Below are 26,300 nucleotides of genomic sequence, written 5' to 3' on the forward strand. Positions count from 1 at the left end.
CAGACTGGGGGAGTGAGTTCACGCAACGACGCCCTCGTCTCGAAGGGTGGGAGCCTGCCCACCGCCAGCGCCGGCCTGACCGAGCGTTCCGGTCACGATCCCGATCCCGGTGGTCACTGGGGCATCTTCGGTGGGCGGCACGTCCCCGAGGCGCTCATGGCGGTCATCGAGGATGTCACCGCGGAGTACGACAAGGCGCGCGGGGACGACGAGTTCCTGCACGAACTCGACCGTCTGCAGCGGGACTACACCGGACGGCCGTCGCCGGTGTTCGAGGCGACCCGGCTGCGTGATCACGCCGGCGGGGCCCGCATCCTGCTCAAGCGGGAAGACCTGAACCACACCGGATCCCACAAGATCAACAATGTGCTGGGTCAGGTGCTGCTCGCCAAGCGGATGGGCAAGACCCGCATCATCGCCGAGACCGGTGCCGGCCAGCACGGTGTCGCGACCGCGACCGCGTGCGCGCTGCTCGGACTCGAATGCGTCATCTACATGGGCGCCGTCGACACCGCCCGGCAGGCGCTCAACGTCGCCCGCATGCGCCTGCTCGGTGCGGCGGTCGTGTCCGTCGACACCGGGTCAGCCACGCTCAAGGACGCGATCAACGAGGCGCTGCGCGACTGGGTCACCAACGCCGACCGCACCTACTACTGCTTCGGCACTGCCGCGGGCCCGCACCCGTTCCCGATGATCGTGCGCGACTTCCAGCGTGTCGTCGGCCTCGAGGCGCGCGCCCAGGTGCAGGACATGACCGGACGCCTGCCCGACGCCGTCGTCGCGTGCGTCGGCGGCGGCTCCAACGCGATCGGCATCTTCCACGCGTTCCTCGACGACCCGTCGGTCAAGCTGGTCGGCTACGAGGCGGCGGGCGACGGCGTCGACACCGGCCGGCACGCGGCCACGTTCACCGGCGGCAGCCACGGCGCGTTCCAGGGTGCGTTCTCGTACCTGCTGCAGGACGAGGACGGTCAGACCATCGAGTCGCACTCGATCTCGGCGGGCCTGGACTACCCGGGTGTCGGCCCCGAGCACGCGTACCTCAAGGAGGCCGGCCGGGCGTCGTACGAGCCGATCACCGACACCGAGGCGATGGACGCGCTGCTGCTGCTCTCGCGCACCGAGGGCATCATCCCGGCCGTCGAGTCCGCGCACGCGGTCGCCGGTGCTCTGAAGCTGGGCCGGGAACTCGGCGAGGGCGCGATCATCGTCGTGAGCCTGTCCGGCCGCGGCGACAAGGACATGGACACCGCCGGCAAGTGGTTCGGCCTGTTCGACGAGGAAGGTACATCCAAGTGAGCCAACGAGTTTCGCGCCTGGCACCGACGTTCGCGCAGTGCCGTGAAGAGAAGCGCGCCGCGCTCGTGGGATACCTGCCCGCCGGCTACCCGGACGTGCCGACGTCGATCGACATGTTCAAGACGATGGTCGATGCGGGCTGCGACATCATCGAGGTCGGCGTCGCCTACTCCGATCCCGTGATGGACGGCCCCACCATCCAGAAGGCGGCGGAAACCGCGCTGGCCAACGGGGTTCGGCTGCGGGACGTGTTCACCGTCGTCGAGCAGATCGCGTCGGTCGGCGGTAACGCCGTCGTCATGACGTACTGGAATCCGGTCCTCAAGTACGGCGTCGACGCCTTCTCCCGGGACCTGGCGTCCGCCGGCGGTCTCGGCATGATCACGCCGAACCTCATCCCCGAGGAGGCCGGGGACTGGATGGCCGCGTCCGAGGAACATCACCTCGACCGGATCTTCCTCGTCGCACCGTCGTCGACCGAGGAACGCCTCGCGATGACGCTCGAGGCCAGCAGCGGATTCATCTACGCCGCCTCGACGATGGGCGTCACCGGCGCCCGCGACGCGGTGTCGTCGATGGCCCCCGAACTGACCGCCCGCATCCGCACGCACTCCGACATCCCCGTCGGTGTCGGCCTCGGGGTGCGCTCCGGTGCGCAGGCCGCGGAGATCGCGTCGTACGCGGACGCCGTCATCGTCGGCTCCGCGATCGTCTCCGCCGTCGAACAGGGGGCGGGCGCGGTGCGCACGCTCACCGAGGAACTCGCGAAGGGTGTGCGCTCGGCTACCGTGGCCCCGTGACTTCGATGGTGACTTCGACCGAACTACTCGCCTACATTCCGAGCCCACCGCAGGGTGTGTGGCACCTGGGGCCGTTGGCCCTGCGGGCCTACGCGCTGTGCATCATCGCCGGCATCGTCGTCGCCATCGTGTGGGGCGACCGCCGGTGGGTGGCCCGGGGCGGCGAGAAGGGCACCGTCCTCGACATCGCGATCTGGGCGGTCCCGTTCGGTCTGATCGGTGGCCGGCTCTACCACGTGATCACCGACTGGTCGACGTACTTCGGTCCCGGCGGCAGCCCGGTCGACGCCCTGAAGATCTGGCAGGGTGGCCTCGGCATCTGGGGGGCGGTGGCGCTCGGCGCCGTCGGCGCCTGGATCGGCTGCCGGCGCCGCGGCATTCCGCTGCCCGCGCTCGGGGACGCCGTCGCGCCGGGCGTCGTCCTCGCGCAGGCCATCGGACGGCTCGGCAACTGGTTCAACCAGGAACTGTACGGCCGGGAGACCACGGTGCCGTGGGGACTCGAGATCTACGAACGCGTGAACGACGCGGGCCGCCTCGACACCCTCAACGGCGTCTCGAACGGCGTCGTGCAGCAGGTCGTCCACCCGACGTTCCTGTACGAACTGGTGTGGAACCTGCTCGTCGTGGTCCTGCTCGTCGTGGTGGACCGCCGTTTCGCGATCGGGCACGGCCGCCTGTTCGCCCTGTACGTCGCCGGGTACTGCGGCGGCCGGTTCTGGATCGAACTGATGCGCTCCGACCACGCCACCGAGATCCTCGGCATCCGCGTCAACTCGTTCACGTCGGCGATCGTGTTCGCCTGTGCGGTCGCCTACTTCGTGCTCGCGAAGAAAGGCCGGGAGGCGCCGCAGGACCTGCAACCGCACCGCCCGGACGTCGTTTCCGTGAAGGGGGACCACGCATGATCGACCTCGGCAAGCCCGGTGACGGCGACCCCGACGAGACGGGGAAACAGCCGTCCACGCCGGAGTTCGGGTCCCCGTTCGACTACGACCCGACGGCCGACGCCTCCCTGACCGAGTCGACGACCGGCACGTCGTCGGTGCCGCCGTCCGGCGGGCAGAGCGCGGGCCCCGGCTGGGACACCTACTCGGGGACCGGCAACGGCCCCGGCTGGGGTTCGGGCCCGAGCTATCCGCCGCCGACCGGTCCGGTCGGTGGGATACCGACCGGGCCGGTGTTCGGGACGCCCCAACCGGAGTACTCGCAGTCCGGGTACTCGCAGCAGCCGCCGCCGTACCCGGCGGCCCCGCAGTATCCGGCCGGCTATCCGGTCGGGTACGGGTTCGCCGACCCGATGGCCCCGTTCGGTCGGGACCCGATCACCGGTGAGCCGTACTCGGACAAGACGAAGGTCGCGGCCGGTCTGCTGCAGATCCTCCTCGGCGCGTTCGGTGCGGGCCGCTTCTACACCGGGCACACCGGTATCGCGATCGCCCAGATCCTCGTCACGTGGCTCACGTGCGGCCTCGGTGTCGTGTGGCCGGTCATCGACGGCATCGTGATGCTCGCCGGCACCGTCCGTGACGCGCAGGGGCGCAAGCTGCGGCCGTGACCCGAGGGCAGGGGCGTCGCGCACGGAGATCCGGTGACGGTGATCCCGGCCCTGGCCCGGGAGACCGGGGCCGGTGCGGTGCACGTGTCCGTGGATTTCGCGCCGTACGGCAAGCGGCGGGACGCGGCCGTCGAGACTGCGCTCGGCGGGGTTCCGTTGGTGCGGACCGGGTCACCCTACGTGGTCGCCCCCCGGGCGGGTCCGCAAAGCGGACGGGGATCTTTACCGGGTGTTCACCCCGTTCCGTCGCGCATGGCTCGATCACGGCTGGCGGGCGCCGGCCCGAACCGGCCCGTCGACGGTGTCGTGGATCGATCCGGACGGGCTGGCGTTGCGGTGCGAGATTCCCGACGACTCCGATGGGTCGGCGGCACTTCCACCGGCCGGTGAGTCCGCCGCACGCGGGCGGTGGCAGGAGTTTCTCGGTGACGAACTCGACCGGTACCGCGTCGACCGGGACCGCCCCGATCTCGACGCCACCAGTCGGATGTCGCCGTACCTGAAGTTCGGGTGCGTGCATCCGCGTACGTTGCTGCACGATCTGGTGGGCCGGTCGGACGAGGGCGCGGTCACGTTCCGCAGTGAACTGTGTTGGCGAGACTGCTACGCAGACGTTCTGCATCACCGTCCCGACACGGTGCGGGCCGCCTACAACCACCGCTTCGACGCGATGCGTCACGACACCGGCCCGGACGCGGAACGGGCGTTCGCCGCGTGGGCCGCGGGCCGGACCGGGTTCCCGATCGTCGACGGTGGCATCACCTCCAACCGACACGGATGGCAGTGGACGGCCGGATGCGGCATCGGTGCCGCACCGTACTTCCGGGTGTTCAACCCGACCGTGCAGGGGGAGAAGTTCGACCCGTCGGGTGACTACGTGCGCCGCTGGGTACCCGAGTGGCGCGGGATCGCCGGCAGGCAGGTACATCGACTACCCGGCGGATCACCGGACGGGTATCCGGCGCCACTCGTCGACCATGCCGACGAGCGTCGGGAGGCGCTGGCACGGTACACGGAGCTCACTGCTTCCCATCCGCGGCGGCCGTAGCGTCGAATCCCCGTCGACCGTCGGAATCGTGGAGGTGGATTGTGGGCATCCGATTCGGCAGCGTCGTCGAGGCGCCGCGAGACGAGGTGTTCGCCCGGCATGAGCGGCCTGGGGCCCTGCAACGGCTGTTGCCGCCGTGGCAGCCGCTCACCGCGATCTCGGAGGCGGCGTCACTGGCGGAGGATTGCCTGCGCCACCAGCTCGGACACCAGGCGGCGTTGCCGTGACCGCGCACTGCCGAAACGAGCAGCCCCTGCGGATCCTCGTCACCGGTGCCACAGGGTGCATCGGGGGTCGGCTCGCACCACGACTGGTCGCCGCCGGCTACCGGGTGCGGACCCTGGCCCGCAACCCCGACAAGATCAGCGATGTCCCGTGGGCAGCGGACGTCGAGGTCGTGCAGGGGGATCTGGCCGACCCGGCGTCGCTCGACGACGCGTGCCGTGGCATCGACGTCGTGTATTACCTGGTTCACTCGGAGGTGTTCGCGTACCTGGCCGACTTCCGGACCACCGAACCGTGGGATCCGGCCACTCTCCGGACCTTCCGGTTGGGCGGTGACGGCGGAGTCGGGACGCCCTACGCGACCACGGCCCGTTTCCCAGGTCTGATCAGCGACCTCGTCTACGAGGTCGTCGCGATGACCCGGTTCGTCGATCGAGCTGTGCGGGTCGAACACGTCGGTGATCGTGCACGACACGCTCGCTGTCGTCCAGCACCCGAGCGGTCGGAACTCGGTCTGCTATCGGGCACGGTTCGCCTTCGGGTAACGGCGGGAGGCGGTCCCGGTGGCACGCACCGAGACCGCCCCGTCGGTCGAGGACGCCGGTGTTACTGCGCCGGCGGCATGAGGACCGAATCGATCAGGTAGACGGTCGCGTTCGCGGTCTGCACGCCACCGCACACGACGTTGGCGCCGTCCACCTTCAGGGCGTCACCGGAGCCGGTGACGGTCAGGGATGCACCCTCGGCGGTCGCGTGCGTTCCGTCGACGTCGGCGGGTGCCAGCCGGCCCGGAACCACGTGGTACGTCAGGATCTTCGTCAGTGCGGCCGAATCCGTTTTCAGGGAGTCGATCGTGGCCGGATCGATCTTCGCGAAGGCCGCGTCGACGGGTGCGAAGACGGTGAACTCGCCGCCGTTGAGGGTGTCGACCAGGTTCACGTCCGGGTTGAGCTTCCCCGACACGGCCTGCGTCAGGGTGGTCAGCATGGGATTGTTCGACGCCGCGACGGCGACCGGGTCCTGCGCCATGCCCTCGACCGAGCCGGCACCGGTGGGCACCTGCTGCGCGTACGCGGCGCATCCGGGGCCGACCAGGTCCGCGGCGGGGCCGGCCGCCATCGCGGACGTCGTCGACTGCATGGACTGGGAGGACGCCGGCGTGCCGGTCCCGGCGGAGTCGTCGCTGTCGGACGAGCAGGCGGACAGTCCGAGGACCGCCACTGCGGTGAGGCCGACGGCGGCTGCGGTGCGGTAGGTCTTCATCGTGATTCCCACTTTCGATGTGGTCGGGTGGGGTCAGCGGTGCGCTGATGTCCCGGTGTCATCAGGCTTTCGGCGCCGGGGGCAGTGCGGATGGGTCGGATGTGGAAGAATTTTTCCGGTATCCCGATCGTGGGTCGGAGACCCATCCGATCCGCTTGTCGCGGCGAACGTTTCGTATGACGACACAGAAGCAGCGAGACCCGGCCGGTCGGGTCCGGACCCTCCCCGGCCGGGTGCTGGCGGGCGTACTGGCCGCCGGCGCGGTGCTGGGCGTGGGGGAGTTGGTCGCGGTGCCGATCGGTTCCGCCTCGTCCCCGTTCTTCGCGGTCGGGGCCACGACGGTGGACCGGAGCCCGGCGTGGGCGCGGGAGTTCGCGATCACCACGTTCGGCACCGACGACAAACCCGCCCTGTTCCTGGGCATGACCGCCCTGATCGTGGTGCTCGCGGCCGTCGCGGGTGTCGTCGAGCGAACCCGGCGCCCGTACGGCAGCGCGATCCTGCTCGCACTCGGTGGGGTCGGGGTCTACGCCGCCGCGACGCGCCCCGGCGCCACGGCCGCGTCGGTGCTGCCGACCGTCGTCGGGGTCGCCGTCGGGATCGCGGCGCTGCGTCTGCTCACCGTCCGATCTCGCGGACTTGACGAACCGGACGCGACCGGCGACAGCATGTCGCGGCGCCGGTTCCTGGTCCTCGCCGCGACGGTCGCGGCGGGAGCCGCGGCCGCCGGAGCGGCCGGGCGGCGTCTCACCGCGACGCTGGCGGGGGCGATCCGGGATCGGGCCGCGTTCCTGATCCCGTCGGTGGCGGCCGCGGACCGGGCCCGGCCCGTCCCGCCGGGCACCGATGTCGCGGTCCCCGGCGGCACCCCGTTCGTCACCGGGAACGACGACTTCTACCGCATCGACACGGCACTGCAGGTCCCCATGCTCACCACCGCCGACTGGAGTCTGCGCATCCACGGCATGGTGGATCGCGAGAGAACGCTGCACTGGGACGATCTCGTGGCGCGGACACCGATCGAACGCACCGTGACGCTCACGTGCGTGTCCAACGAGGTGGGCGGCAACCTGGCCGGTAACGCCACCTGGACCGGTTATCCGATCGCCGACCTGCTCGACGAGGTCGGTGTGTCGTCGGACGCGGACATGCTGCTGTCCACGAGCGTCGACGGATTCACGATCGGCACCCCGATCGCGGCCCTGCGGGACGGCCGTGACGCGATCCTCGCGGTGACGATGAACGGGCAGCCGCTGCCCTTCGAGCACGGCTACCCGGTGCGCCAGGTGGTGCCCGGCCTGTACGGTTTCGTCTCCGCCACCAAATGGGTCGTGGACTGGGAGATCACCCGTTTCGATCGGGCTCAGGCCTACTGGACGCGGCGCGGATGGGCGGCGCAGGCGCCGATCAAGACGGCGTCCCGGATCGACGTACCGGCGTCGTTCGCGCGGATCGCGGCGGGGGAGACGATTGTCGCGGGCACCGCGTGGGCGCAGCACCGTGGCATCGCCCGGGTCGAGGTCCGCGTCGACGGCGGACCGTGGCAGGACGCGATCCTCGCACCCGAATACTCGACCGACACGTGGCGGCAGTGGAAGTGGCGGTGGCAGGCGGCACCGGGAACCCACACCTTGCAGGTGCGGGCAACGGACCGCGACGGCGCAGTGCAGACCGAGGAGCGTGCCGCACCGGTGCCGGACGGCTCCAGCGGCTGGCACACCCGCTCGGTGACCGTCATGTGAGTGTGACCACGACGATCGGATTCCCGGTCGGCAGGGCCGATCCGCTGCCCGGTTCGACAGTGACCGCGAGGGAGATGGCCGTGTCCAGGTCCGGCACCACCTCACCGCCGGGCGGCGGCATCGTGTCGGCGCTCATCGTCCCGGCCGAGCGCGGTTCGCCGGCCGCGGACAGGAACCACATCTGGTAGACGTGGCCCGCCGGGGGCGGCGGCACGTTCGACATCGACACGACGACGGCATCGGACCGGGCAGAGGAACTGAGCGTGATGGTGCCGCCGGCGACGTCCGTGGTGACCGTCCGGGCGTCGGGGTCGGCGAGGACCTGCTCGACGGTCGGCGCCGACGGGGTGTGCTCGAGTTGGCGTACGGCGATCCCGGCGCCCACCCCGACCACGACGACGGCCGCGGCTGCGGCGACGGCGCGGCCCAGTCGCCGCCGACGACGCGCACGCCGGTCCGCGAGGTCGTCGCGGGGGGCGCCTGCCGGTGCCGGCGCGGCCTCGATCGCCCGCAGCAGCCGGCCCCGGAGCTCGGGGGGTGGTGCGTCGGCGTCCCGGGACGTCACCCGCGCCATCGTCTCGTGGACGCCGGACACGATCCGGGCGAACTCCTCGGCCGTGGCGGCGCTCGCCGCGTCTAGGCGCCCGGTGATCGTGGCCCGTTCGGTATCGGAGACGGCGTCGAGCGCGAACGGGTAGGCGAGGTCGATCAGGTCCTGCTCGTCGTCGCTGCGGTGGTCAGGCATCGGTGTTCACCCCCAGACAGTTCTTCAGTCGGATCAGGCCGTCGCGGATGCGGGACTTGACGGTGGGCAGGGCCACCTCGAGATGGTCGGCGACCTCGCGGTAGGTGCGGCCGCCGTAGTACGCGAGACCGATCGCCTCGCGTTGCGTGTCGGTGAGCGTCCCCAGGCAGTCGGCGACCTGCTGTTCGTCGAGGCGCTGTTCGACCTCCTCGGACACCGTGTCGTGATCGCGTCCGAGGTGGGTCGCGCCGTATACGTGGTTGCGGTCCGTCGCCGACTGTTCGGCACGCACCCGGTCCACGCTGCGGTGATGGGTCAGAGTCATCAGCCATCCGATCGGGCTTCCCAGGGCGGGGTCGTACTGCTGCGCCGCCGCCGTCCACACCTGCAGATACACCTCCTGGGTGATCTCCTCGGCCAGCGCCGGGTTCCTCAGGACGCGGGCCGCGAGACCGAACACCCGGGCACTCGTGTGGTCGTAGAACTCGGCGAACGCGTCACGGTCTCCGCCGGCGACCGCACCGAGCAGCTCGGCGAGCACCGCGGGAGAGGGAGCCCGGTGCCCGGTGCCGGTGCCGAGCCGGTGGGGACCGTCCATGCTCGAATCGTTTCATACTCCTGATTCGGAGCTGCGGGCGTCGTGGATCGGTGCCCGGACGGCGGCCCGGCCGCGGCCGTTTCGTCATCGATTCCGGTGACCGGGGCGCGGTAAACTGGCCCGGCCGGGTGTAAGCCCGGCGACCTTCCGGTGTGGAGGTGTTCGGTGCTTTTTTCCCGGCAACCCGATTCCCGTGCCGCTGCCGCGGGGCTCTACACCCGCGATACCGAATCGGATTCGTGCGGTGTGGCGATGGTCGCGGACGTCCACGGCCGCCGTTCGCATGCGATCGTCGAGGACGCCCTGCTGGCGCTCGAGAATCTCGAGCATCGCGGTGCCGCCGGCGCGGAACCCAACAGTGGTGACGGTGCGGGCATCCTGATCCAGCTGCCGGGCGAGTTCCTGCGCGGGCTCGCCGACGCGGAGTCCGGCATCGACCTGCCCGCACCGCTGCCCGACGGCCGCGAGACGTTCGCGGCCGGCATCTGCTTTCTGCCGCAGGACCCCGCCGACCGGGAGTCCGCGCGGGCCCGGGTCCGGGACATCGCCGGCCGGGAGGGCATCGAGATCCTCGGCTGGCACGCCGTCCGGGTCGACCCGGACGGCGCCGACGTCGGCGCGTCGGCCCGCTCGTGCATGCCGCACATGAGCTACCTGTTCGTGACCGCGGCCGGGGCGCCGTGCGGCGGAATCGACCTGGACCGGCGGGTGTACGGGCTCCGCAAGCGGGTCGAGCAGACCCCCGACGGCGGTCCCGCAACGGGTGTCTATCTGCCGTCGCTGTCGAGTCGGACGCTGGTGTTCAAGGGCATGCTCACCACCGAACAGTTGCCCCGGTTCTTCCCGGAACTACGCGACCCGCGGATGTCGAGTGCCATCGCGCTCGTCCACAGCCGGTTCTCCACCAACACGTTCCCGTCGTGGCCGCTGGCGCACCCGTTCCGGTACGTCGCCCACAACGGGGAGATCAACACGGTGTGCGGCAACCGGAACCGGATGCGGTCGCGGGAAGCACTGCTCGGGTCGGCGCTCCTCCCCGGGGAGCTCGAGCGGCTGTTCCCGGTCTGCACCCCGGACGCGTCGGATTCGGCGTCGTTCGACGAGGTGCTCGAGTTGCTGCATCTCGGGGGCCGGTCGCTGCCGCACGCGGTGCTCATGATGATCCCCGAATCGTGGGAGAACCATGCGGCGATGTCCGACGAGCTGCGCGCCTTCTACCAGTTCCATGCGTCGGTGATGGAGCCGTGGGACGGTCCGGCGTGTGTGACGTTCACCGACGGCACCGTCGTCGGCGCGGTCCTGGACCGCAACGGGCTGCGTCCGGGACGGTGGTGGCACACCTCCGGTGGGCGGGTCGTGCTGGCGTCGGAGGCGGGGGTGCTGCCGATCCCGCAGTCCGAGGTGATCGAGAAGGGCCGGCTCGAGCCGGGGCAGATGTTCCTCGTCGACACCGCGGCCGGGCGGATCGTGCCCGACGGTGAGGTCAAGGCGGCGCTGGCCGCTCAGCACCCGTACCGGGAGTGGCTGCATGCGGGGCTGCTCGATCTGCGGTCGGTGCCGTGCCGGGGCCGGGTACCGCACGACCACGAGTCGGTGGTGCGCCGGCAGCAGGTGTTCGGCTACACCGAGGAGGAGCAGCGGGTGCTGCTCGCGCCGATGGCCACCGCCGCGGTCGAACCGATCGGTTCGATGGGCACGGACACCCCGATCGCCGTCCTCTCGCAGCGGCCGCGGCTGCTGTTCGACTACTTCGTGCAACAGTTCGCGCAGGTGACGAACCCGCCGCTGGATGCGATCCGGGAGGAGATCGTCACCTCGCTGCGCCGGGTGATGGGGCCGGAACAGAATCTGCTCGAGCCGACCGCGGCGTCGTGCCGGCAGATCGTCCTGTCGTGGCCGGTCCTCGACAACGTCGAACTCGGCAAGATCATCGACGTGAACGCGGACGGCGACTGTCCCGGGTTCGCGACCGCGGTGCTTCGGGCCCTGTACTACGCGGACAGTGGCGGCGACGGCATGGCCGAGGCGCTCGAGGAGTTGCGGGAGGCGGCGAGCGCCGCGATCGGGAACGGCTACCGGACGCTGGTGATCTCGGACCGGGACTGCGACCATCTGCGGGCGCCGATCCCGTCGCTGCTGGCGGTGTCCGCCGTCCACCACCACCTGGTGCGGACCAAGGAACGCACCAGGGTGGCGCTCGTCGTCGAGTCCGGGGACGCCCGCGAGGTGCACCACATCGCGATGCTCATCGGGTGCGGCGCGGCCGCCGTCAACCCGTACCTGGCGATGGAGTCGATCGAGGACCTCGTCGACGAGGGGGAGCTGACCGGGATCGAGTCGCCCGTCGCGGTCCGCAACTATCTGACCGCGCTCGGCAAAGGCGTGCTCAAGGTGATGTCCAAGATGGGGATCTCGACCGTCGGATCCTATACGGCAGCACAGGTTTTCGAGGCCGTCGGGCTGTCCCCGGAGGTGGTCGGCGAGTACTTCACCGGCACCGTGAGCCGGCTCGGCGGCGTCGGACTCGACGTGCTGGCCGACGAGGTGGCCCGCCGGCACCGGGTCGCCTATCCGGAGAATCCGACGTCGACGGTGCACCGGCGGCTCGACGTCGGCGGCATCTACCAGTACCGCCGGGGCGGCGAGCTGCATCTGTTCACTCCCGAGACGGTGTTCCTGCTCCAGCACGCCACCCGCACCGGCCGCGACGACGTGTTCGACCGGTACTGCGCCGAGGTGGACCGGCTGTCCGCCGAGGGCGGCACACTGCGCGGATTGTTCGAGGTGCGTCGCGGTGTGCGCGACCCGGTGCCACTCGACGAGGTGGAGCCCGTCGAGGCGATCTTCCCGCGGTTCAACACCGGCGCGATGAGCTACGGGTCGATCTCCGCGGAGGCGCACGAGACGATCGCGGTCGCGATGAACCGGATCGGCGGTCGCTCCAATTCGGGGGAGGGCGGCGAGGACGTCGACCGGTTGTACGACCCGTCGCGGCGCAGCGCCGTCAAACAGGTCGCGAGCGGACGGTTCGGGGTGACCAGCGACTACCTGGTCAACGCGTCCGACATCCAGATCAAGATGGCGCAGGGCGCCAAGCCCGGGGAGGGCGGGCAGCTGCCCGCGTTCAAGGTGTATCCGTGGATCGCGAAGACCCGGCACTCGACACCCGGGGTGGGGTTGATCTCCCCGCCGCCGCACCACGACATCTACTCGATCGAGGATCTGGCGCAGCTGATCCACGATCTCAAGAACGCCAACGAGCGGGCCCGCGTGCACGTCAAGCTGGTCAGTTCGGTGGGGGTGGGCACGGTCGCGGCGGGCGTGAGCAAGGCGCACGCCGACGTGGTCCTCATCTCGGGGCACGACGGGGGCACCGGGGCGTCGCCGCTGACGTCGCTCGAACACGCAGGCCTGCCGTGGGAGATCGGGCTCGCCGACGCGCAGCAGACCCTCGTCCTGGGCGGGCTGCGGGACCGGATCACGATGCAGTGCGACGGCGGTCTGCGCACCGCCCGCGACGTCGTCGTGGCGATGCTGCTCGGGGCCGAGGAGTTCGGCTTCTCCACCGCCCCGCTCATCGTGGCCGGCTGCATCATGATGCGGGTGTGCCACCTCGACACCTGCCCGGTGGGGGTCGCCACCCAGAACCCGGAACTGCGGAAACGGTTCACCGGGAAACCCGAGTTCGTCGAGGAGTTCTTCCGGTTCGTCGCAGAGGGGGTGCGCCGGTATCTCGCCGACCTCGGGTTCCGCAGCGTCGACGACGCCGTCGGGCACCCGGAACTGCTCGGGACGGCGGCCGGGGTGGCGCACTGGAAGAGCCGCGGCCTGGACCTGGGACCGATCTTCGCGGCGACCGCACCGGTGTCCGGGGACGGCGTCGTGCAACGGCGGCGGGTCCGCGACCAGGACCATGGCCTCGACGTCGCGCTGGACCGCACCCTGATCCAGTTGGCCGAGGGGGCGCTCGAGGACGCGTTGCCGGTGCGGCTCGACCTTCCGGTCCGCAACGTCAACCGGACCGTCGGCACCCTGCTCGGCTCGGAGGTGACCCGCCGTTACGGCGCCGCCGGACTGCCCGACGACACCATCCGCGTCCGTCTCGAGGGCACCGCCGGGCAGTCGCTGGGCGCGTTCCTGCCGCCCGGCATCACGATCGACCTCGTCGGTGACGCCAACGACTATGTGGGCAAGGGGCTTTCGGGTGGTCGGATCGTGGTCCGGCCCGCCGACGACGTCCTGTTCCTGCCCGAGACGCAGGTGATCGCCGGCAACACGCTGCTGTACGGGGCCACCGGCGGCGAGGCCTACTTCCGCGGCCGGGTCGGGGAACGGTTCTGTGTCCGCAACTCCGGTGCGCTCGCGGTCGCCGAGGGCGTCGGCGATCACGCCTGCGAGTACATGACCGGGGGACGGGTCGTCGTGCTCGGCCCGACCGGGCGGAACGTGGCGGCCGGCATGTCCGGTGGAATCGCGTTCGTCCTCGACGTCGACCCCGACAAGGTCAATGCGGCGATGGTGCGGTTGCAGACACCCGGCGCCGAGGACCTGCAGTGGCTGCGGACGGTGGTCGAGCAGCATCTGCGCTGGACGGGATCGACCGTCGCGGCGTCGGTGCTCGCCGACTGGCCGCGCCGCTCGGCCCTGTTCACCAAGATCATGCCGATCGACTACGAGCGGGTCCTCGAGGCGACCCGCACGGCGCGGGCCGGTGGCCTCGACGTCGACACCGCGATCATGGAGGCGGCTCGTGGCTGATCCGCACGGTTTCCTGCACGTGACCAAGAAGGAAGCCCGCAAACGCCCGGTCGCCGAACGCGTCCGGGACTGGCGGGAGGTGTACGCGCCGCAGTCCGCCGCCGGCCGCGCCCGCGAGGTGTCCGAGCAGGCGCGGCGCTGTATGGACTGCGGCATCCCGTTCTGCCATTCGTCGAGTGCAGGCTGCCCGCTCGGCAACCTCATCCCCGAATGGAACGACCTGGTCCGGCGCGGCCGCTGGGACGCGGCCGCCGAACGCCTGCACGCCACCAACAACTTCCCCGAGATCACCGGACGGATCTGCCCGGCACCGTGCGAGTCGGCGTGCGTGCTCGCCCTCGCCGACACCCACACCACCGGCAGCGTCACGATCAAACGGATCGAACAGACCATCGCGGACACTGCGTGGGAGAAGGGCGAGGTCGGCCCGGTGCTGCCGGCACTCAGTTCGGGACGGCACGTCGCCGTCGTCGGCTCCGGGCCGGCGGGTCTGGCGGCGGCGCAGCAGCTGACCCGGGCCGGGCACGACGTGACGGTGTACGAGCGCGACGACCGTCTCGGCGGGCTGCTGCGCTACGGGATCCCGGCGTTCAAACTCGAGAAGTCGGTGCTCGATCAGCGGCTGACCCAGATGCGGGTCGAGGGAACGCATTTCGTCCCCGAGGTGGAGGTCGGGGTGGAACTGCCGGTGCCGACGCTGATGTCCCGGTTCGACGCGGTGGTGCTCGCGACCGGCGCGCTGCGTGCCCGCGACAACCACGGTATCGAGGGCCGCGACCTCGACGGCGTGCATCTGGCGATGGAGCATCTGGTCGCCTCCAACCGGGAATGCGAGGGGGACGGGCCGTCGACGATCACCGCCCGCGGCAAGCACGTCGTCATCATCGGCGGCGGCGACACCGGCGCCGACTGCCTCGGCACCGCGCACCGGCAGGGCGCCCTGTCGGTGACGCAACTCGACTACCGGCCGCCGCTGCCCGCCGAACGCGACGAGGAGGCGTCGCCGTGGCCGTCGTGGCCGATGGTGCTGCGCACCACGCCCGCGCACGCCGAGGGTGGTGTACGGCGGTACGAGGTTGCGGTGCAACGCTTTCGGGGTGACATGGACGGTCATGTCCGGTCGATGGTCCTCGCGGAGGTGCGGCCCGGACGGGACGACACCGGCCGGCGCACGTTCGAACCCGTCGGCGAGGAACTCGAATTGCCGTGCGACCTGGCGCTTTTCGCGATCGGATTCGAGGGGACCGACCGGGGGGCGCTGCTCGACGGTCTCGATCTCGACGTCAACCGGCGCGGGGTCCTGTCGTGCGGATCCGACTGGCAGACCGCCACTCCCGGCGTGTTCGTGTGTGGTGACGCACACCGCGGCGCGTCGCTGGTGGTGTGGGCGATCGCCGAGGGGCGCTCGGTGGCCCACGGCGTCGACGCGTATCTCATGGGCAATTCGGAACTTCCGGCTCCCGTGCACCCGCGGGCCCTGCCGCTGACCGTCCTCTGATGCTCACCTGCGCGTCACCGGCCGTTGCCGCGCCGAATAGAGTTCGTTTCCCGAGAGGACTAGGCTTTGCGTCGTGACCCGACGCACGAAGATTGTCTGCACTCTAGGCCCAGCGACCGCCACCGGCGACCGTGTCCGCGAGCTCGTCGAGAGCGGAATGGACGTCGCGCGACTGAACTTCAGCCACGGTGAACACGCCGACCACGAGGCGAACTACCGCCGCGTCCGGGACGCTGCCGAGGCCACCGGCCGGGCAGTGGGCGTCCTCGCCGACCTGCAGGGACCGAAGATCCGGCTCGGACGGTTCGCCGAGGACCGCACGATGTGGGAGACCGGTGAGCAGGTCCGCATCACCGTCGCCGACTGCGTCGGCACCCACGACCGGGTGTCGACCACCTACCGGCAGCTCGCCGAGGACGCGCAGCCCGGCGACCGCCTGCTGGTCGACGACGGCAAGGTCGGACTGGTCGTCGAGGCCGTCGACGGCGACGACGTGGTGTGCCGTGTCACCGAGGGCGGCCCGGTCTCCAACAACAAGGGCGTCTCGCTGCCCGGCATGAACGTGTCGGTACCGGCCCTGTCCGAGAAGGACATCGCCGACCTCGAGTTCGCGCTGCGCCTCGGTGTCGACTTCATCGCCCTGTCGTTCGTGCGGTCGCCCGCCGACGTCGAACTCGTCCACGACGTGATGGACCGGGTCGGCCGCCGGGTTCCGGTGATCGCCAAGCTCGAGAAGCCCGAGGCGATCGAGAACCTCGAGGCCGTCGTCCTCGCGTTCGACGCGGTGATGGTCGCCCGCGGCGACCTGGGTGTCGAACTGCCGCTCGAGCAGGTGCCGCTGGTGCAGAAGCGGGCCATCCAGATCGCCCGCGAGAACGCCAAGCCGGTCATCGTCGCGACCCAGATGCTCGAGTCGATGATCGAGAACTCGCGTCCGACGCGGGCCGAGGCGTCCGACGTGGCGAACGCGGTCCTCGACGGCGCCGACGCGGTGATGCTGTCCGGTGAGACGTCCGTCGGCAAGTACGTGATGGAGACCGTGCAGACCATGGCGCGGATCCTCGAGGCCGTCGAGACCGACCCGGCGCGGGTGCCGCCACTCACGCACGTCCCGCGCACCAAGCGCGGCGTCATCTCCTACGGTGCCCGCGACATCGGTGAGCGACTCGACGCGAAGGCCCTGGTCGCGTTCACCCAGTCCGGTGACACGGTGCGCCGACTCGCGCGACTGCACTCGCCGCTGCCGCTGCTGGCGTTCACGCCGCTCGAATCGGTGCGCAGCCAGCTGGCCCTGTCGTGGGGCACCGAGACGTTCCTCGTCGACCCGGTGGCCTCCACGGACCAGATGTTCACGCAGGTCGATCACGCGCTGCTGTCCCTCGGCCGCTACAACCGCGGCGACATGGTGGTGATCGTGGCCGGTTCCCCGCCCGGCACCGTAGGCTCGACCAACCTGATCCACGTGCACCGGATCGGCGAGGAAGACCACTAGAAGGGAAACACGCGGGTGAGCGATCCGGGGACAGTTGTGCGATCGGCCGATCTGGAGACACTGCTCTCGGTCCTGGATCTCGAGCAGATCGGCGACGACACCTACCTGGGTCGGCACCCCAACGAGGCCGGCAGCCGCACGTTCGGCGGTCAGTTGGTCGCGCAGGCGCTGGTGGCGGCGGATCGGACGGTCGACGGTGACCGTCCGATCCACGCGATCAACGCCCATTTCATCCGCGGCGGCAACGTCAAGGCACCCCTCGAGTACCGGGTCGAGCGGCACCGGGACGGCCGGGCGTTCGCCAACCGTCAGGTCACCGCCTACCAGGACGGCAACGTCGTGTTCTCGATGTTCGCGGCGTTCCAGGACGGGGCGGGTGGCCTCGAACACGGTGTCGCGATGCCCGACGTGCCGGCGCCGGAGGACTGCCCGTCGTTCGACGACCACATCGTCGGCTACGAGGAGAAGCTGCCACACTTCGTCGAGGCGCTGCACCCCATGCAGATGCGGTACGCGAACCCGCCGACGTGGGTGCTCAAGGACTCCGGGGAGCGGTTGCCCCACAACCGGGTGTGGATCCGCACCGACGGAGACCTGCCGGATGCGTCGTGGGTGCACAGTGCCGCGCTCGCGTACGCGTCGGACACCACGGTCCTCGACTCGGTCCTCACCACGCACGGCCTGTCGTGGGGCCTCGACCGGATCGTCGCGGCCACCGTCAACCATTCGATCTGGTTCCACCGTCCGTTCCGATTCGACGAATGGGCCCTGTACGCAACGGAATCGCCGGTTGCGTCCGGTTCCCGCGGGCTGGGGCGCGGGCACTTCTTCGGCCGGGACGGCGAGGTCGTCGCCACGGTCGTCCAAGAAGGCGTGATTCGGCACTTCCCGTCGCGTCGATGACGGTCGAACCGGTGACCGCCGAACCGATGATACGGCGGCCCCGACGCTATTAGACTTCGAATTCTCCTGGACGGCACCGTCGATGGGGGAAGCGATGCGCAGCGAATCGATCGACTGGAACCACGAAGCGGTCACGAGCCTGTTGTGGACGGCGCGGGCGTTCGCGATCGCCGCGGTCTGCCTCGTGCTCGTCGGACTGCTGCTCACCCGCTGGACCCGATGGGGTCGGCAGTTCCGGGCGATCTCGGGGGCGTTCTTCACCGGCCGCGACTCGTGGCGCACATGGGCCCTGGTGGCGGTGATGCTGGCGCTCGCGGTGACGGGCGTGCGGCTCACGATCCTGCTGTCGTATCAGGGCAACGAGATGTACACGGCGCTGCAGTACGCGGCGCAGGCGTACTCCGGCGGCGACGCGGCCGCACTCGATGCGGCCCGCTCGACGTTCTGGCGGTCGATCGTGGTGTTCTCCGTCCTCGCGACGATCCACGTGGTCCGCTCGCTGCTCGACTACTACGTGGGGCAGGCCTTCGTCATCCACTGGCGGGTGTGGCTCACCGACCGGATGGCCACGGACTGGCTCGGCGGCCGCGCCTACTATCGGAATCGGTTCATCGACAAGGGAATCGACAATCCGGACCAGCGCATCGAAACCGACGTCACGACGATGACGGCGGTGTCGCAGACCCTCTCGATCGGACTGGTGACCGCGGTGACGTCCCTGGTGGCGTTCACCAAGATCCTGTGGGACCTGTCCGGCCCGCTGACCCTGGTCGGGGTGTCGGTGCCGCGGGCGATGGTCGTGGTGGTGTACGTCTACATCCTGGTCGCGACGGTTCTCGCGTTCTGGATCGGGCATCCGCTGATCCGGTTGAACTTCCTCAACGAACGGTTGACCGCCAACTTCCGGTACGCGCTGGTGCGACTGCGGGACCGGGCCGAATCCGTCGCGTTCTACCGGGGCGAGACGGTGGAACGGTCCGGGCTGCTCGGACGGTTCGCGGCGGTCATCGGCAACGCGTGGCGGATCGTGTACCGGACCCTGAAGTTCAACGGTTTCAACCTCGGGGTCAGCCAGATCGCGATCGTGTTCCCGATCGTGCTGCAGGCGCCGCGGTTCTTCGCCGGCACCATCACCCTCGGCGACATCACCCAGAGCGCCACCGCGTTCGGGCAGGTGTCGGATTCGCTGTCGTTCTTCCGGCAGTCGTACGACGCGTTCGCCGGGTACCGGGCCGCCCTCGTGCGTCTCAGCGGCCTGCTCGACGCCGACGAGAAGGCCCGCCGGCTACCGGCGGTCCGCACCGACCACGTCGACGGGGAAGTCGAATTGACCGCGGTGCGGGTGGATCTGCCCGACGGCCACCCCCTGGTCGACGACCTGGACCTGCGGTTGACGCCGGGGGAGGCGCTGCTGGTCAGTGGGGCGTCGGGCAGCGGGAAGACGACGCTGCTGCGGACGCTCGCCCAGATGTGGCCGTATGCGGGTGGTGCGGTGCGACGCCCGACGGGGGAGCAGGCCCTGTTCCTGTCGCAGTTCCCGTATCTGCCGTTGGGGGATCTGCGGGACGCGGTGGCGTATCCCGGGCAGGCCGCCGACTTCGGTGACGACCGCATCCGGGACGTGCTGGGTCGGGTGGCGCTGGGGCATCTGACGGACCGTCTCGGTGAACCCGAGGACTGGTCGGCGATCCTCTCCCCGGGGGAGCAGCAGCGGGTGGCGTTCGCTCGGATCGTCCTGCTCCGGCCGCAGGTCGCGTTCCTCGACGAGGCGACGTCCGCGGTCGACGAGGGACTCGAATACCAGCTGTACACCTTGATCCGGGAGGACGTGCCCGACTGCATGCTGGTCAGCGTCAGCCACCGCAGCACCGTCGACCGCCACCACACGCGCCGGCTCGAACTGCTCGGAGACGGGGCATGGCAACTGTCGACGGTGCCGGTGGGCTGACGCCCGGTCAGACGGCGGTTACAGGTACTGGCCGCACGTCGGCCAGGCCCCCGCGCCCTGGCTCGCGAGAATGGATTCCGCGACCTGGATCTGCGCGTCACGCGAATTGTCGTGGGGCAATCCCGCACCACCGTGGGCGTTCCAGGTGCTCGCGCTGATCTGCAGTCCGCCGTAGTAGCCGTTGCCGGTGTTCGCCCCCCAGTTGCCGCCGCTCTCGCACTGCGCGACCGCATCCCAGCCGCCGGAGGCGGCGTGGGCGGGTACGACGGTGAGTGCGAGGGGTGCGACGGCCAGTGCGGCGGCCGCGGCGGTGGTGCCGAGAGTGCGGGTGACGGTGATCGTCGACAAGCGTGAAGACATGCGTGGTTCCTCTCCGTGGTCGGAGGCGAGGATGTCCGACGGTGCACGATTCGACGCGTGCAGCCGGTGCGCGGTGTGACCGGTGCGCTGGACGGCCGGGCCACCGGACGGTGGTTCCCTCGCCGTGCCCCTGGAAGATGTGCCGTATCCGATCCCGCTGGGGCGGAAGAGCGTTGGCTGCGGGTCGGAGGTGCTCGGTGTGTCGAGCCGGTGACGACGCTAGGACGGATCGGGGGCGGCGTCACCAGTCGGGTTTGTCGTACGAGGGACGTACGACCCTGGTGCTCGGGTGCTGCCGGTGCAGGTCGGCTCGGCGATTCCCGGAGTGTCGAGGAGATGAACAGGAGTCGAAATTGTGATCGGCATCACTATGTTTATGTGAACTGGATCACTTCAGGCTGTCCGTGATGTCCGCGACGGTCATCGTGACGACCCCGATGGACCGGGCATCCGCGAGCCGGTCCGGGGTCGCACCGGACGTCGCATCGGTGACCGATACGACCCGGAAATCGCGATTCGAGGCATCGAACATGGTGGCGCGCGGGCAGTTCGGGAAATTGCAGCCGGCCACGACGGCCGTGTCGACCCCGTCCCCGGTGAGGTACGCGGCCAGGTCGGTGCGGTGGAACGCACTCCACCGCGGCTTCCACACGATAGATTCCCCCGGGCCGACGATCTGACGGTCGCCGCGGAGCAGGAGATCGGTGTCCAATCGCGGTGCGCCGCCCGGAAACAGGCCGTCGACGATCTCCGCGCCGGCCGTACCGGGGCGGACGATCGACGCGTCGCCGCGGCCGATCGCCGTGCGGCGCACCCGATCCACGTCGTCGCCGGTGTACAGGCGCACCACGTGCACGACCGGTCGGCCCGCCCGGCGATAGGAGTCCAACAGAAGCCGCAGGCGGGGAACGATGTTCGCGGTCCCGGCCACCGGAAGCGTGCCCGTCTCGGTGAAATCGTTCTGCATGTCGACCACCAGCAGCGCCGACGAATTCAGGTGCGGGCGAACGTGTTCGTCGAGGGACGCGATCGGATCGGGCATGGGTGGAATGTAGTCGGGTACGTCGCCGGAAACAGCGGGATTCGCTGTTCTGCCATGATGTTTCGATGAGTGAAGATATTCGGAAACGTGGCACCGCTGCGACCGGATGGATCAGTGCCGCGTTCTGGTGCCTGATCCTCGGGTGGCTGTACGCGGCGGTGGGGATACCGCCCTGGTGGGCGTGGGTCCTGTTCGTCGGCCTCGGCGCCGCACTCACGGCGGCCTGGTGGCGGAGCCGGTACCGGAGCCGGTACCGACTCGTGTTCGGAGCCCTCTGCGGGCTCGGCGGGGCGGCCGCGGTGGCCGTTGCCGCCGCGGCCCTCGTCGTTCCGACGACGGTTGCGGTGGGCAGCGTCGGGGATGCCCGGATCGAATGCGGGTCCGTGCTGGTTCCGTTCTCCGGGGCGAGCATGCGGGTGACGTCGGCGGCCACCGGGGAACCCGTGGTGCTGCGCAACCCGATTCCCCGCGACGCGATGGAACAGCGCTGCGCGGACGACCACCGGCTCATGACCCGCAACGCGGCGTCCGTCGCCGTGGTGGCATTGCTCCTGATCGTGCGCTCGGCCGGACATCTGCGGCCCGCACCGTCCCGCGAACACGACAGCGCCCCGCCGCAACCGTGAATCCGATTGCGGCAGGGCGCTGCTGGTGGCTGTACCCGATCAGACGGAGACGATGACCGACGAACCGTGGCCGAACAGGCCCTGGTTCGCGGTGATGCCGACACGGGCACCCTCGACCTGGCGTCCCTCGGCCTGGCCGCGGAGCTGCCACGTCAGCTCGCACACCTGCGCCAGCGCCTGGGCGGGGACGGCCTCACCGAAGCAGGCTAGACCGCCGGACGGGTTGACCGGGATGCGGCCGCCGATGGTGGTGTCACCGGCACGCAGCAGGGCCTCGGCCTCGCCGCGCTTACACAGCCCCAGATCCTCGATCCAGTCGAGTTCGACGGACGTGGCGAGGTCGTACACCTCGGCGACGTCGACGTCCTCGGGGGAGATGCCGGCCTCCTCGTAGGCGGCGTCGCCGATCGACTCCTTGAACGTGCGCTCCGGGGCGGGGACCGCGGACGCCGACTCGGTGGAGAAGTTCGGCATGTCCATGATCGTCTGCGGGAACGTCGGCGTGACCGTCGAGATCGCCTTGATCCGAACGGGACCGACGATGCCCTTCTTGCGGGCGTACTCCATCGAGGTGAGGATGATCGCGGCGCCGCCGTCGGAGGTGGCGCAGATGTCGAGCAGGTGCAGCGGGTCGGCGACCACCGGGGAGGCGAGCACGTCCGCCGCCGACACCTCCTTGCGGTAGCGCGCATACGGGTTGTTCAGGCCGTGGCGGGCGTTCTTCACCTTGACCGCGGCGAAGTCCTCGACCGTGGCCCCGTACAGGTCGATGCGGCGGCGCGCGTTGAGCGCGAAGTACGCCGGGTTCGTCATGCCCATCAGGCGGAACCGCAGCCAGTCCGGGTCGTCCCAGCGCTCACCGGCGACCGGGGCCAGGAAGCCCTTCGGGGTGGTGTCGGCGCCGACGACGAGCGCGACGTCCGACAGACCCGCGAGGATGCGGGCACGGGCGGTGTCGAGGGCCTGCGCGCCCGTCGCGCACGCCGCGTACGACGTCGCGACGCGGGCACCGTTCCAGCCGAGGGCCTGCGCGAACGTGGCACCGGCGACGTAGCCGCCGTAGCCGTTGCGGACCGTCTCGCCACCGACGATCAGGTCGACGTCCTGCCAGTCGACACCCGAATCGGCCAGTGCGGCACGGGCGGCGGCGACACCGTACTTGACGAACGACTGTCCCCACTTGCCCCAGGCGTGCATGCCGACGCCGAGGACGGCCACATCGTTGTTGCTCATGCCTGTGCCCCGTTCTCTGCAGCCGCGACCGGCTTCCAACGCCAGATGGTGCGGTCTCCGGTCTCGTCCGTGTACAGCGTCTCGACGACGAGTTCGACCGGGTTGCCCACCTTCAGATCTGCGACACCGAAGCCGTCGGCAACCTGGCCGAGCACGACGAGTCCCTCCGGCAGTTCGACGGCGGCGAGAGCGAACGGCACGTACGGATCGGTGTTCGCGATGTACGGGGCCGGCGGCTTGTACTGCGCGTCGGTGTACGACCACACGGTGCCGCGACGCGACAGTTCGACGTCGTCGTATTCCTCGCCCGAGCACGCCGGGTTCTTGCAGAAGGTGGCCTCCCGGGGGAACGAGATGTTCCCGCAGGACCGGCACTTGGTGCCGATCAGGGCCGGCTCCGGCCCGGTGGTGAACCAGCCCTCGACGGCCGGTGTGGCGGTGTCGCTCATGCAAACCTCATCTGCTTGTCGAGCCTGAAAGACCGGACGCCTCGGCGGTCCGGCAGCGGAACGGGTTGCAGTATTGCATGGGTTGACTGATTCCAGATTCGTGGTCTCACCCACCGGTTCCCACCCCCGGTGAATCCGGTCAATCGGTAGAACCGGAAGAAATCGGGCGTTGACCTGCGGGGTGGCGTATTGGTCGATTGCCCAACACGCCGACCGTTCGGTGCGTGAACTCCGTCACTGTCGGTCGTTCGACCGCTATCGTGATGGCGACTCGTCGGAGGTGCGTCGTGCGCAGTGAACCCAGTGAGGCCGTCGGAACCGTCATGCCGGAAGACCGGGTGATCGCGTTGCGGGACGGCCGGGCGATGGGATTCGCCGACTACGGACCCGCGGACGGGTTCGTCGTCGTCCACGCCCACCGCAGCATGTCCTGCCGGCACGACGTCCGGGCCTTCGCCCCGGTCGCCGAGGCCGCGGGAATCCGGCTGATCTCACCGGACCGGCCCGGCATCGGCCTGTCCGACCCCCGCCCCGGCCGCACCGTCCTGGACTGGGCGGCCGACGTCGAGGAACTCGTCGACCATCTCGGCGTCGACCGCATGGGCGTCGTCGGCTGGTCGATGGGCGGTCAGTACGCGGCGGCCCTCGGCTACGCGCTGGCCCCGCGGATCAGCCGCGTCGCGATCGTCGCGGGTGCCCTGCCACTCACCGAGGACGGTGTCGTACAGGACCTGTGCGGATTCGACCGCTGCTACACGCGTCTGTCGCAGAACCATCCCCGGCTCGCGGCCGGATGGTTCCGGACGCTGTCACTCGCGGCCCGTGCCATGCCCCGGCGGTTCGTGAACGCGGCCGCCCGCGCGTTCGGACCCACCGACGCCGAAACCATCACCGGTGATCCCGACGACTTCGTGGCCGCCGCCGGGGAAAGCCTGCGCGACCCGGCCGGTGTCGTCGAGGAATACCGGGCGTGGGCGCGGCCGTGGGGATTCGCGCCCGAAGACCTCGCGGTACCCGTCGACGTGTGGTGGGGCGGCGCCGACCGACTCGTGCCGAAGGAATGGTCGTCCGAACTCGCCCACCGGATCCCCCAGTCCACCTTGAACATCGGCAGCGGCGGCCACTTCATGGCCCACCTGCACTACCGGGCGATCCTCGACTCCATCACCGAACGGACATAGGGCGACAGTGCGCGCAGACGCCGACGTGTGGCACCCTGGGCGGTACTCCTTTTGGTAGGGGAGACGGGACGCCCCGAGGCCGCGAGGTCCCGGGGTTTTCTCGTGTGACGTCAGGTCGTGCCCGGCACGAGCGCCCCGGCCAGATGGTCGGCGGTGACGTGCAGGTGCAGTCGTACCCCGGTGAGCAGGGCGGCGTCGTCCGCGTAGAAGGCGGGATGGTGGTTGGGGACGACGCCCCGCCCGCCCGGCACCGGCTCGATTCCCGTGCCCTCGGCGTTCAACCGGCTGTCCTGGCCGCCGAGCATGACGTACAGCCCGCCGTACCGGTTCACGAACTCCGAGACGTCGTCGTACCCAAGGGTGGGCGGGCACTCGAACACCCGGTCCGCGCCGGCCACCCGCCGCAGAGTGCCGAGGGCCGCGTCCACCCACTCGGGTGCGTTGTGGACCGCCGGAACCGGTTGCCGGAACCGGGTGCCGGCCTCGGCGCCGTACGCGAGCGCGATGTGCCGGACCGTCCGCTCGATCGCCGCCTCGGCCCGCTCCATCGTGGCCTGGCTCAGACAGCGGACCGTCCCCAGCAACGTGATCCGTCCACCGATGATGTTGAACCGGCCCACGTCGGAGACGTGCCCGATGCTGATCGTCAGCGGATCCGTCGCCGGGACCTGCCGGTAGATCTGCCCCATCGCGGTGATGATCTCCGCAGCGACCGGCATCGGATCGATTCCCAGCCACGGCGTCGACCCGTGCACCTGCTCACCGGTCACCGTGATCTCGAGTACCGACGACGCCGCATACTGCACACCCGCCCGGTATGCGACAGTATTCAGCGGGGTCGGTGCGATGTGCATACCGAACACCATCGACGGGGACGGATCGTCCAGTGCGCCTTCGGTGATCATCGCCCGCGCCCCACCGTCCTCGCCGAGTGGCGGCCCCTCCTCGGCGGGCTGGAACACGAACAGCACCGTGCCGGGAAGATCGTCCCGGACCTGCGCGAGTACCTCGGCGGCCCCCATCAGCATCGCCGTGTGCGTGTCGTGCCCGCACGCGTGCGCCACCGGGAACGGCCCACCCGGATAGTCGGCGTCGACGACGGTGGACACGAACTCCACCCCCGACGTCTCCCGCACCGGCAGCGCATCGATGTCTGCCCGCAGCGCCATCACCCGGCCCTCGCCCCGGCCGCCGCGCAGCACCCCCACCACACCGTGACCGGCGATCCCGGTCCGCACCCCGTCCAGGCCCAGACGCTCGAGACGGTCCGCGACGTACCGGGCCGTGTTCACCTCACGGTTCGACAACTCCGGATGCGCGTGCAGATGATGCCGCCAGCCGATCACCTTGGCTTCGACCGCCTGTGCCAGCTCGTCGAGTCTGGCGTGGAGATCGTTTCCCTCCACGGACCAGGGGCCCGGCAAAGTCGCATAACCCCATGTCAGGCGGCATGAAGTAGATCGATCGGCCGGTGTGGATCACGGCCGTGGTGGCGTAGCGCGCCGGCGATGTTGGTGTGGCCGGCGAGCCGC

General features: G+C 70.1%; 21 protein-coding genes and 2 pseudogenes. 15 read left to right on the forward strand and 8 right to left on the reverse strand.

Annotated elements, in window-relative coordinates; genetic code table 11:
- Positions 1-12: 12 nt before the first annotated feature.
- The 7 genes and pseudogenes from trpB to E0497_RS16900 form a co-directional block, all read left to right on the forward strand.
- Complete coding sequence (gene trpB / locus E0497_RS16870; RefSeq protein ID WP_137725954.1) at positions 13-1,299, forward strand: tryptophan synthase subunit beta; 1,287 nt, start codon at positions 13-15, stop codon at positions 1,297-1,299.
- Positions 1,296-2,099 carry a tryptophan synthase subunit alpha gene (trpA, locus tag E0497_RS16875; RefSeq protein WP_137725955.1) on the forward strand — a complete coding sequence of 268 codons (804 nt, stop codon included), beginning with the start codon at positions 1,296-1,298 and terminating at the stop codon, positions 2,097-2,099. The genes trpB and trpA overlap by 4 nt, the downstream gene beginning before the upstream one ends.
- Before the next feature lie 5 nt (positions 2,100-2,104).
- Positions 2,105-3,007 carry a prolipoprotein diacylglyceryl transferase gene (lgt, locus tag E0497_RS16880; protein ID WP_137725974.1) on the forward strand — a complete coding sequence of 301 codons (903 nt, stop codon included), beginning with the start codon at positions 2,105-2,107 and terminating at the stop codon, positions 3,005-3,007.
- On the forward strand, positions 3,004-3,657 hold the full coding sequence (locus tag E0497_RS16885) for a TM2 domain-containing protein (protein ID WP_137725956.1): 654 nt from the start codon (positions 3,004-3,006) through the stop codon (positions 3,655-3,657). Before lgt ends, E0497_RS16885 begins: the two co-directional genes overlap by 4 nt.
- Before the next feature lie 15 nt (positions 3,658-3,672).
- Positions 3,673-4,705 (forward strand): annotated as a pseudogene (locus tag E0497_RS16890) (cryptochrome/photolyase family protein); the annotation flags it as partial.
- Between the two features lie 41 nt (positions 4,706-4,746).
- Entirely contained in the window at positions 4,747-4,932 is a 186-nt protein-coding gene (locus tag E0497_RS16895) for an SRPBCC family protein (protein ID WP_421958355.1), read from the forward strand.
- Positions 4,929-5,183 (forward strand): annotated as a pseudogene (locus E0497_RS16900) (SDR family NAD(P)-dependent oxidoreductase); the annotation flags it as partial. The gene E0497_RS16895 and the pseudogene E0497_RS16900, both read left to right, overlap by 4 nt.
- A gap of 353 nt (positions 5,184-5,536) precedes the next feature.
- Here E0497_RS16900 and E0497_RS16905 read toward each other — a convergent pair.
- Complete coding sequence (locus E0497_RS16905) at positions 5,537-6,193, reverse strand: fasciclin domain-containing protein (protein ID WP_137725957.1); 657 nt, start codon at positions 6,191-6,193, stop codon at positions 5,537-5,539.
- 176 nt (positions 6,194-6,369) lie between these two features.
- On the opposite strand from E0497_RS16905, the gene E0497_RS16910 reads away from it, so the two are divergent.
- Positions 6,370-7,935, forward strand: a complete 1,566-nt coding sequence (locus E0497_RS16910; RefSeq protein ID WP_137725958.1) for a molybdopterin-dependent oxidoreductase — start codon at positions 6,370-6,372, stop codon at positions 7,933-7,935.
- Here E0497_RS16910 and E0497_RS16915 read toward each other — a convergent pair.
- Positions 7,928-8,680, reverse strand: coding sequence for an anti-sigma factor (locus E0497_RS16915; RefSeq protein WP_137725959.1), 753 nt, complete (start codon positions 8,678-8,680; stop codon positions 7,928-7,930). The genes E0497_RS16910 and E0497_RS16915 overlap by 8 nt on opposite strands.
- The gene (sigK, locus tag E0497_RS16920; RefSeq protein ID WP_137725960.1) at positions 8,673-9,278 is read right to left on the reverse strand and encodes an ECF RNA polymerase sigma factor SigK; all 606 of its coding nucleotides are present in this window, start codon (positions 9,276-9,278) and stop codon (positions 8,673-8,675) included. The genes E0497_RS16915 and sigK overlap by 8 nt, the downstream gene beginning before the upstream one ends.
- Positions 9,279-9,443: 165 nt before the next feature.
- Here sigK and gltB point away from each other — a divergent pair, with 165 nt between their 5' ends.
- From gltB to E0497_RS16945, 5 genes are all read left to right on the forward strand, one after another.
- Positions 9,444-14,036 carry a glutamate synthase large subunit gene (gene gltB, locus E0497_RS16925; protein ID WP_137725961.1) on the forward strand — a complete coding sequence of 1,531 codons (4,593 nt, stop codon included), beginning with the start codon at positions 9,444-9,446 and terminating at the stop codon, positions 14,034-14,036.
- Positions 14,029-15,534, forward strand: coding sequence for a glutamate synthase subunit beta (locus tag E0497_RS16930; RefSeq protein ID WP_137725962.1), 1,506 nt, complete (start codon positions 14,029-14,031; stop codon positions 15,532-15,534). Before gltB ends, E0497_RS16930 begins: the two co-directional genes overlap by 8 nt.
- Positions 15,535-15,607: 73 nt before the next feature.
- Positions 15,608-17,026: a pyruvate kinase gene (gene pyk / locus E0497_RS16935; RefSeq protein ID WP_137725963.1), complete on the forward strand. Its 1,419-nt coding sequence runs from the start codon at positions 15,608-15,610 to the stop codon at positions 17,024-17,026.
- 15 nt (positions 17,027-17,041) lie between these two features.
- Positions 17,042-17,929, forward strand: coding sequence for an acyl-CoA thioesterase (locus E0497_RS16940; RefSeq protein WP_137725964.1), 888 nt, complete (start codon positions 17,042-17,044; stop codon positions 17,927-17,929).
- Between the two features lie 94 nt (positions 17,930-18,023).
- On the forward strand, positions 18,024-19,877 hold the full coding sequence (locus E0497_RS16945; protein ID WP_137725965.1) for an ABC transporter ATP-binding protein/permease: 1,854 nt from the start codon (positions 18,024-18,026) through the stop codon (positions 19,875-19,877).
- 18 nt (positions 19,878-19,895) lie between these two features.
- Here E0497_RS16945 and E0497_RS16950 read toward each other — a convergent pair whose 3' ends face one another.
- Both E0497_RS16950 and E0497_RS16955 read right to left on the reverse strand, forming a co-directional pair.
- Entirely contained in the window at positions 19,896-20,237 is a 342-nt protein-coding gene (locus tag E0497_RS16950) for a transglycosylase family protein (RefSeq protein ID WP_137725966.1), read from the reverse strand.
- Positions 20,238-20,625: 388 nt separating this feature from the next.
- Positions 20,626-21,279: a cysteine hydrolase family protein gene (locus E0497_RS16955; protein ID WP_137725967.1), complete on the reverse strand. Its 654-nt coding sequence runs from the start codon at positions 21,277-21,279 to the stop codon at positions 20,626-20,628.
- Positions 21,280-21,344: 65 nt separating this feature from the next.
- Between E0497_RS16955 and E0497_RS16960 the strand changes: the two genes are divergently transcribed.
- Positions 21,345-21,905, forward strand: a complete 561-nt coding sequence (locus E0497_RS16960) for a hypothetical protein (RefSeq protein WP_137725968.1) — start codon at positions 21,345-21,347, stop codon at positions 21,903-21,905.
- 39 nt (positions 21,906-21,944) lie between these two features.
- Here the strand turns inward: E0497_RS16960 and E0497_RS16965 are convergent, their stop codons facing one another.
- Together E0497_RS16965 and E0497_RS16970 are read right to left on the reverse strand one after the other, a co-directional pair.
- A complete protein-coding gene (locus tag E0497_RS16965; protein ID WP_137725969.1) occupies positions 21,945-23,138 on the reverse strand; it encodes a lipid-transfer protein in 1,194 nt (397 codons plus the stop codon).
- On the reverse strand, positions 23,135-23,587 hold the full coding sequence (locus E0497_RS16970; protein ID WP_137725970.1) for a Zn-ribbon domain-containing OB-fold protein: 453 nt from the start codon (positions 23,585-23,587) through the stop codon (positions 23,135-23,137). The genes E0497_RS16965 and E0497_RS16970 overlap by 4 nt, the downstream gene beginning before the upstream one ends.
- Before the next feature lie 338 nt (positions 23,588-23,925).
- Between E0497_RS16970 and E0497_RS16975 the strand changes: the two genes are divergently transcribed.
- Complete coding sequence (locus E0497_RS16975) at positions 23,926-24,768, forward strand: alpha/beta fold hydrolase (protein WP_137725975.1); 843 nt, start codon at positions 23,926-23,928, stop codon at positions 24,766-24,768.
- Between the two features lie 110 nt (positions 24,769-24,878).
- Here E0497_RS16975 and E0497_RS16980 read toward each other — a convergent pair whose 3' ends face one another.
- Positions 24,879-26,174, reverse strand: coding sequence for a M20 metallopeptidase family protein (locus tag E0497_RS16980; protein WP_137725971.1), 1,296 nt, complete (start codon positions 26,172-26,174; stop codon positions 24,879-24,881).
- Between the last annotated feature and the right edge of the window lie 126 nt (positions 26,175-26,300).

This window comes from Prescottella subtropica, assembly GCF_005434945.1.
Lineage (GTDB): Bacteria > Actinomycetota > Actinomycetes > Mycobacteriales > Mycobacteriaceae > Prescottella > Prescottella subtropica.

Bases quoted from the DNA above. Each gene is read 5' to 3' on its own strand.
- lgt (WP_137725974.1), top strand. From the start codon at position 2,105: ATGGTGACTTCGACCGAACTACTCGCCTACATTCCGAGCCCACCGCAG.
- E0497_RS16885 (WP_137725956.1), top strand. From the start codon at position 3,004: ATGATCGACCTCGGCAAGCCCGGTGACGGCGACCCCGACGAGACGGGG.
- E0497_RS16905 (WP_137725957.1), bottom strand. From the start codon at position 6,193: ATGAAGACCTACCGCACCGCAGCCGCCGTCGGCCTCACCGCAGTGGCG.
- E0497_RS16910 (WP_137725958.1), top strand. From the start codon at position 6,370: ATGACGACACAGAAGCAGCGAGACCCGGCCGGTCGGGTCCGGACCCTC.
- E0497_RS16915 (WP_137725959.1), bottom strand. From the start codon at position 8,680: ATGCCTGACCACCGCAGCGACGACGAGCAGGACCTGATCGACCTCGCC.
- sigK (WP_137725960.1), bottom strand. From the start codon at position 9,278: ATGGACGGTCCCCACCGGCTCGGCACCGGCACCGGGCACCGGGCTCCC.
- E0497_RS16945 (WP_137725965.1), top strand. From the start codon at position 18,024: ATGCGCAGCGAATCGATCGACTGGAACCACGAAGCGGTCACGAGCCTG.
- E0497_RS16950 (WP_137725966.1), bottom strand. From the start codon at position 20,237: ATGTCTTCACGCTTGTCGACGATCACCGTCACCCGCACTCTCGGCACC.
- E0497_RS16955 (WP_137725967.1), bottom strand. From the start codon at position 21,279: ATGCCCGATCCGATCGCGTCCCTCGACGAACACGTTCGCCCGCACCTG.
- E0497_RS16960 (WP_137725968.1), top strand. From the start codon at position 21,345: ATGAGTGAAGATATTCGGAAACGTGGCACCGCTGCGACCGGATGGATC.
- E0497_RS16965 (WP_137725969.1), bottom strand. From the start codon at position 23,138: ATGAGCAACAACGATGTGGCCGTCCTCGGCGTCGGCATGCACGCCTGG.
- E0497_RS16970 (WP_137725970.1), bottom strand. From the start codon at position 23,587: ATGAGCGACACCGCCACACCGGCCGTCGAGGGCTGGTTCACCACCGGG.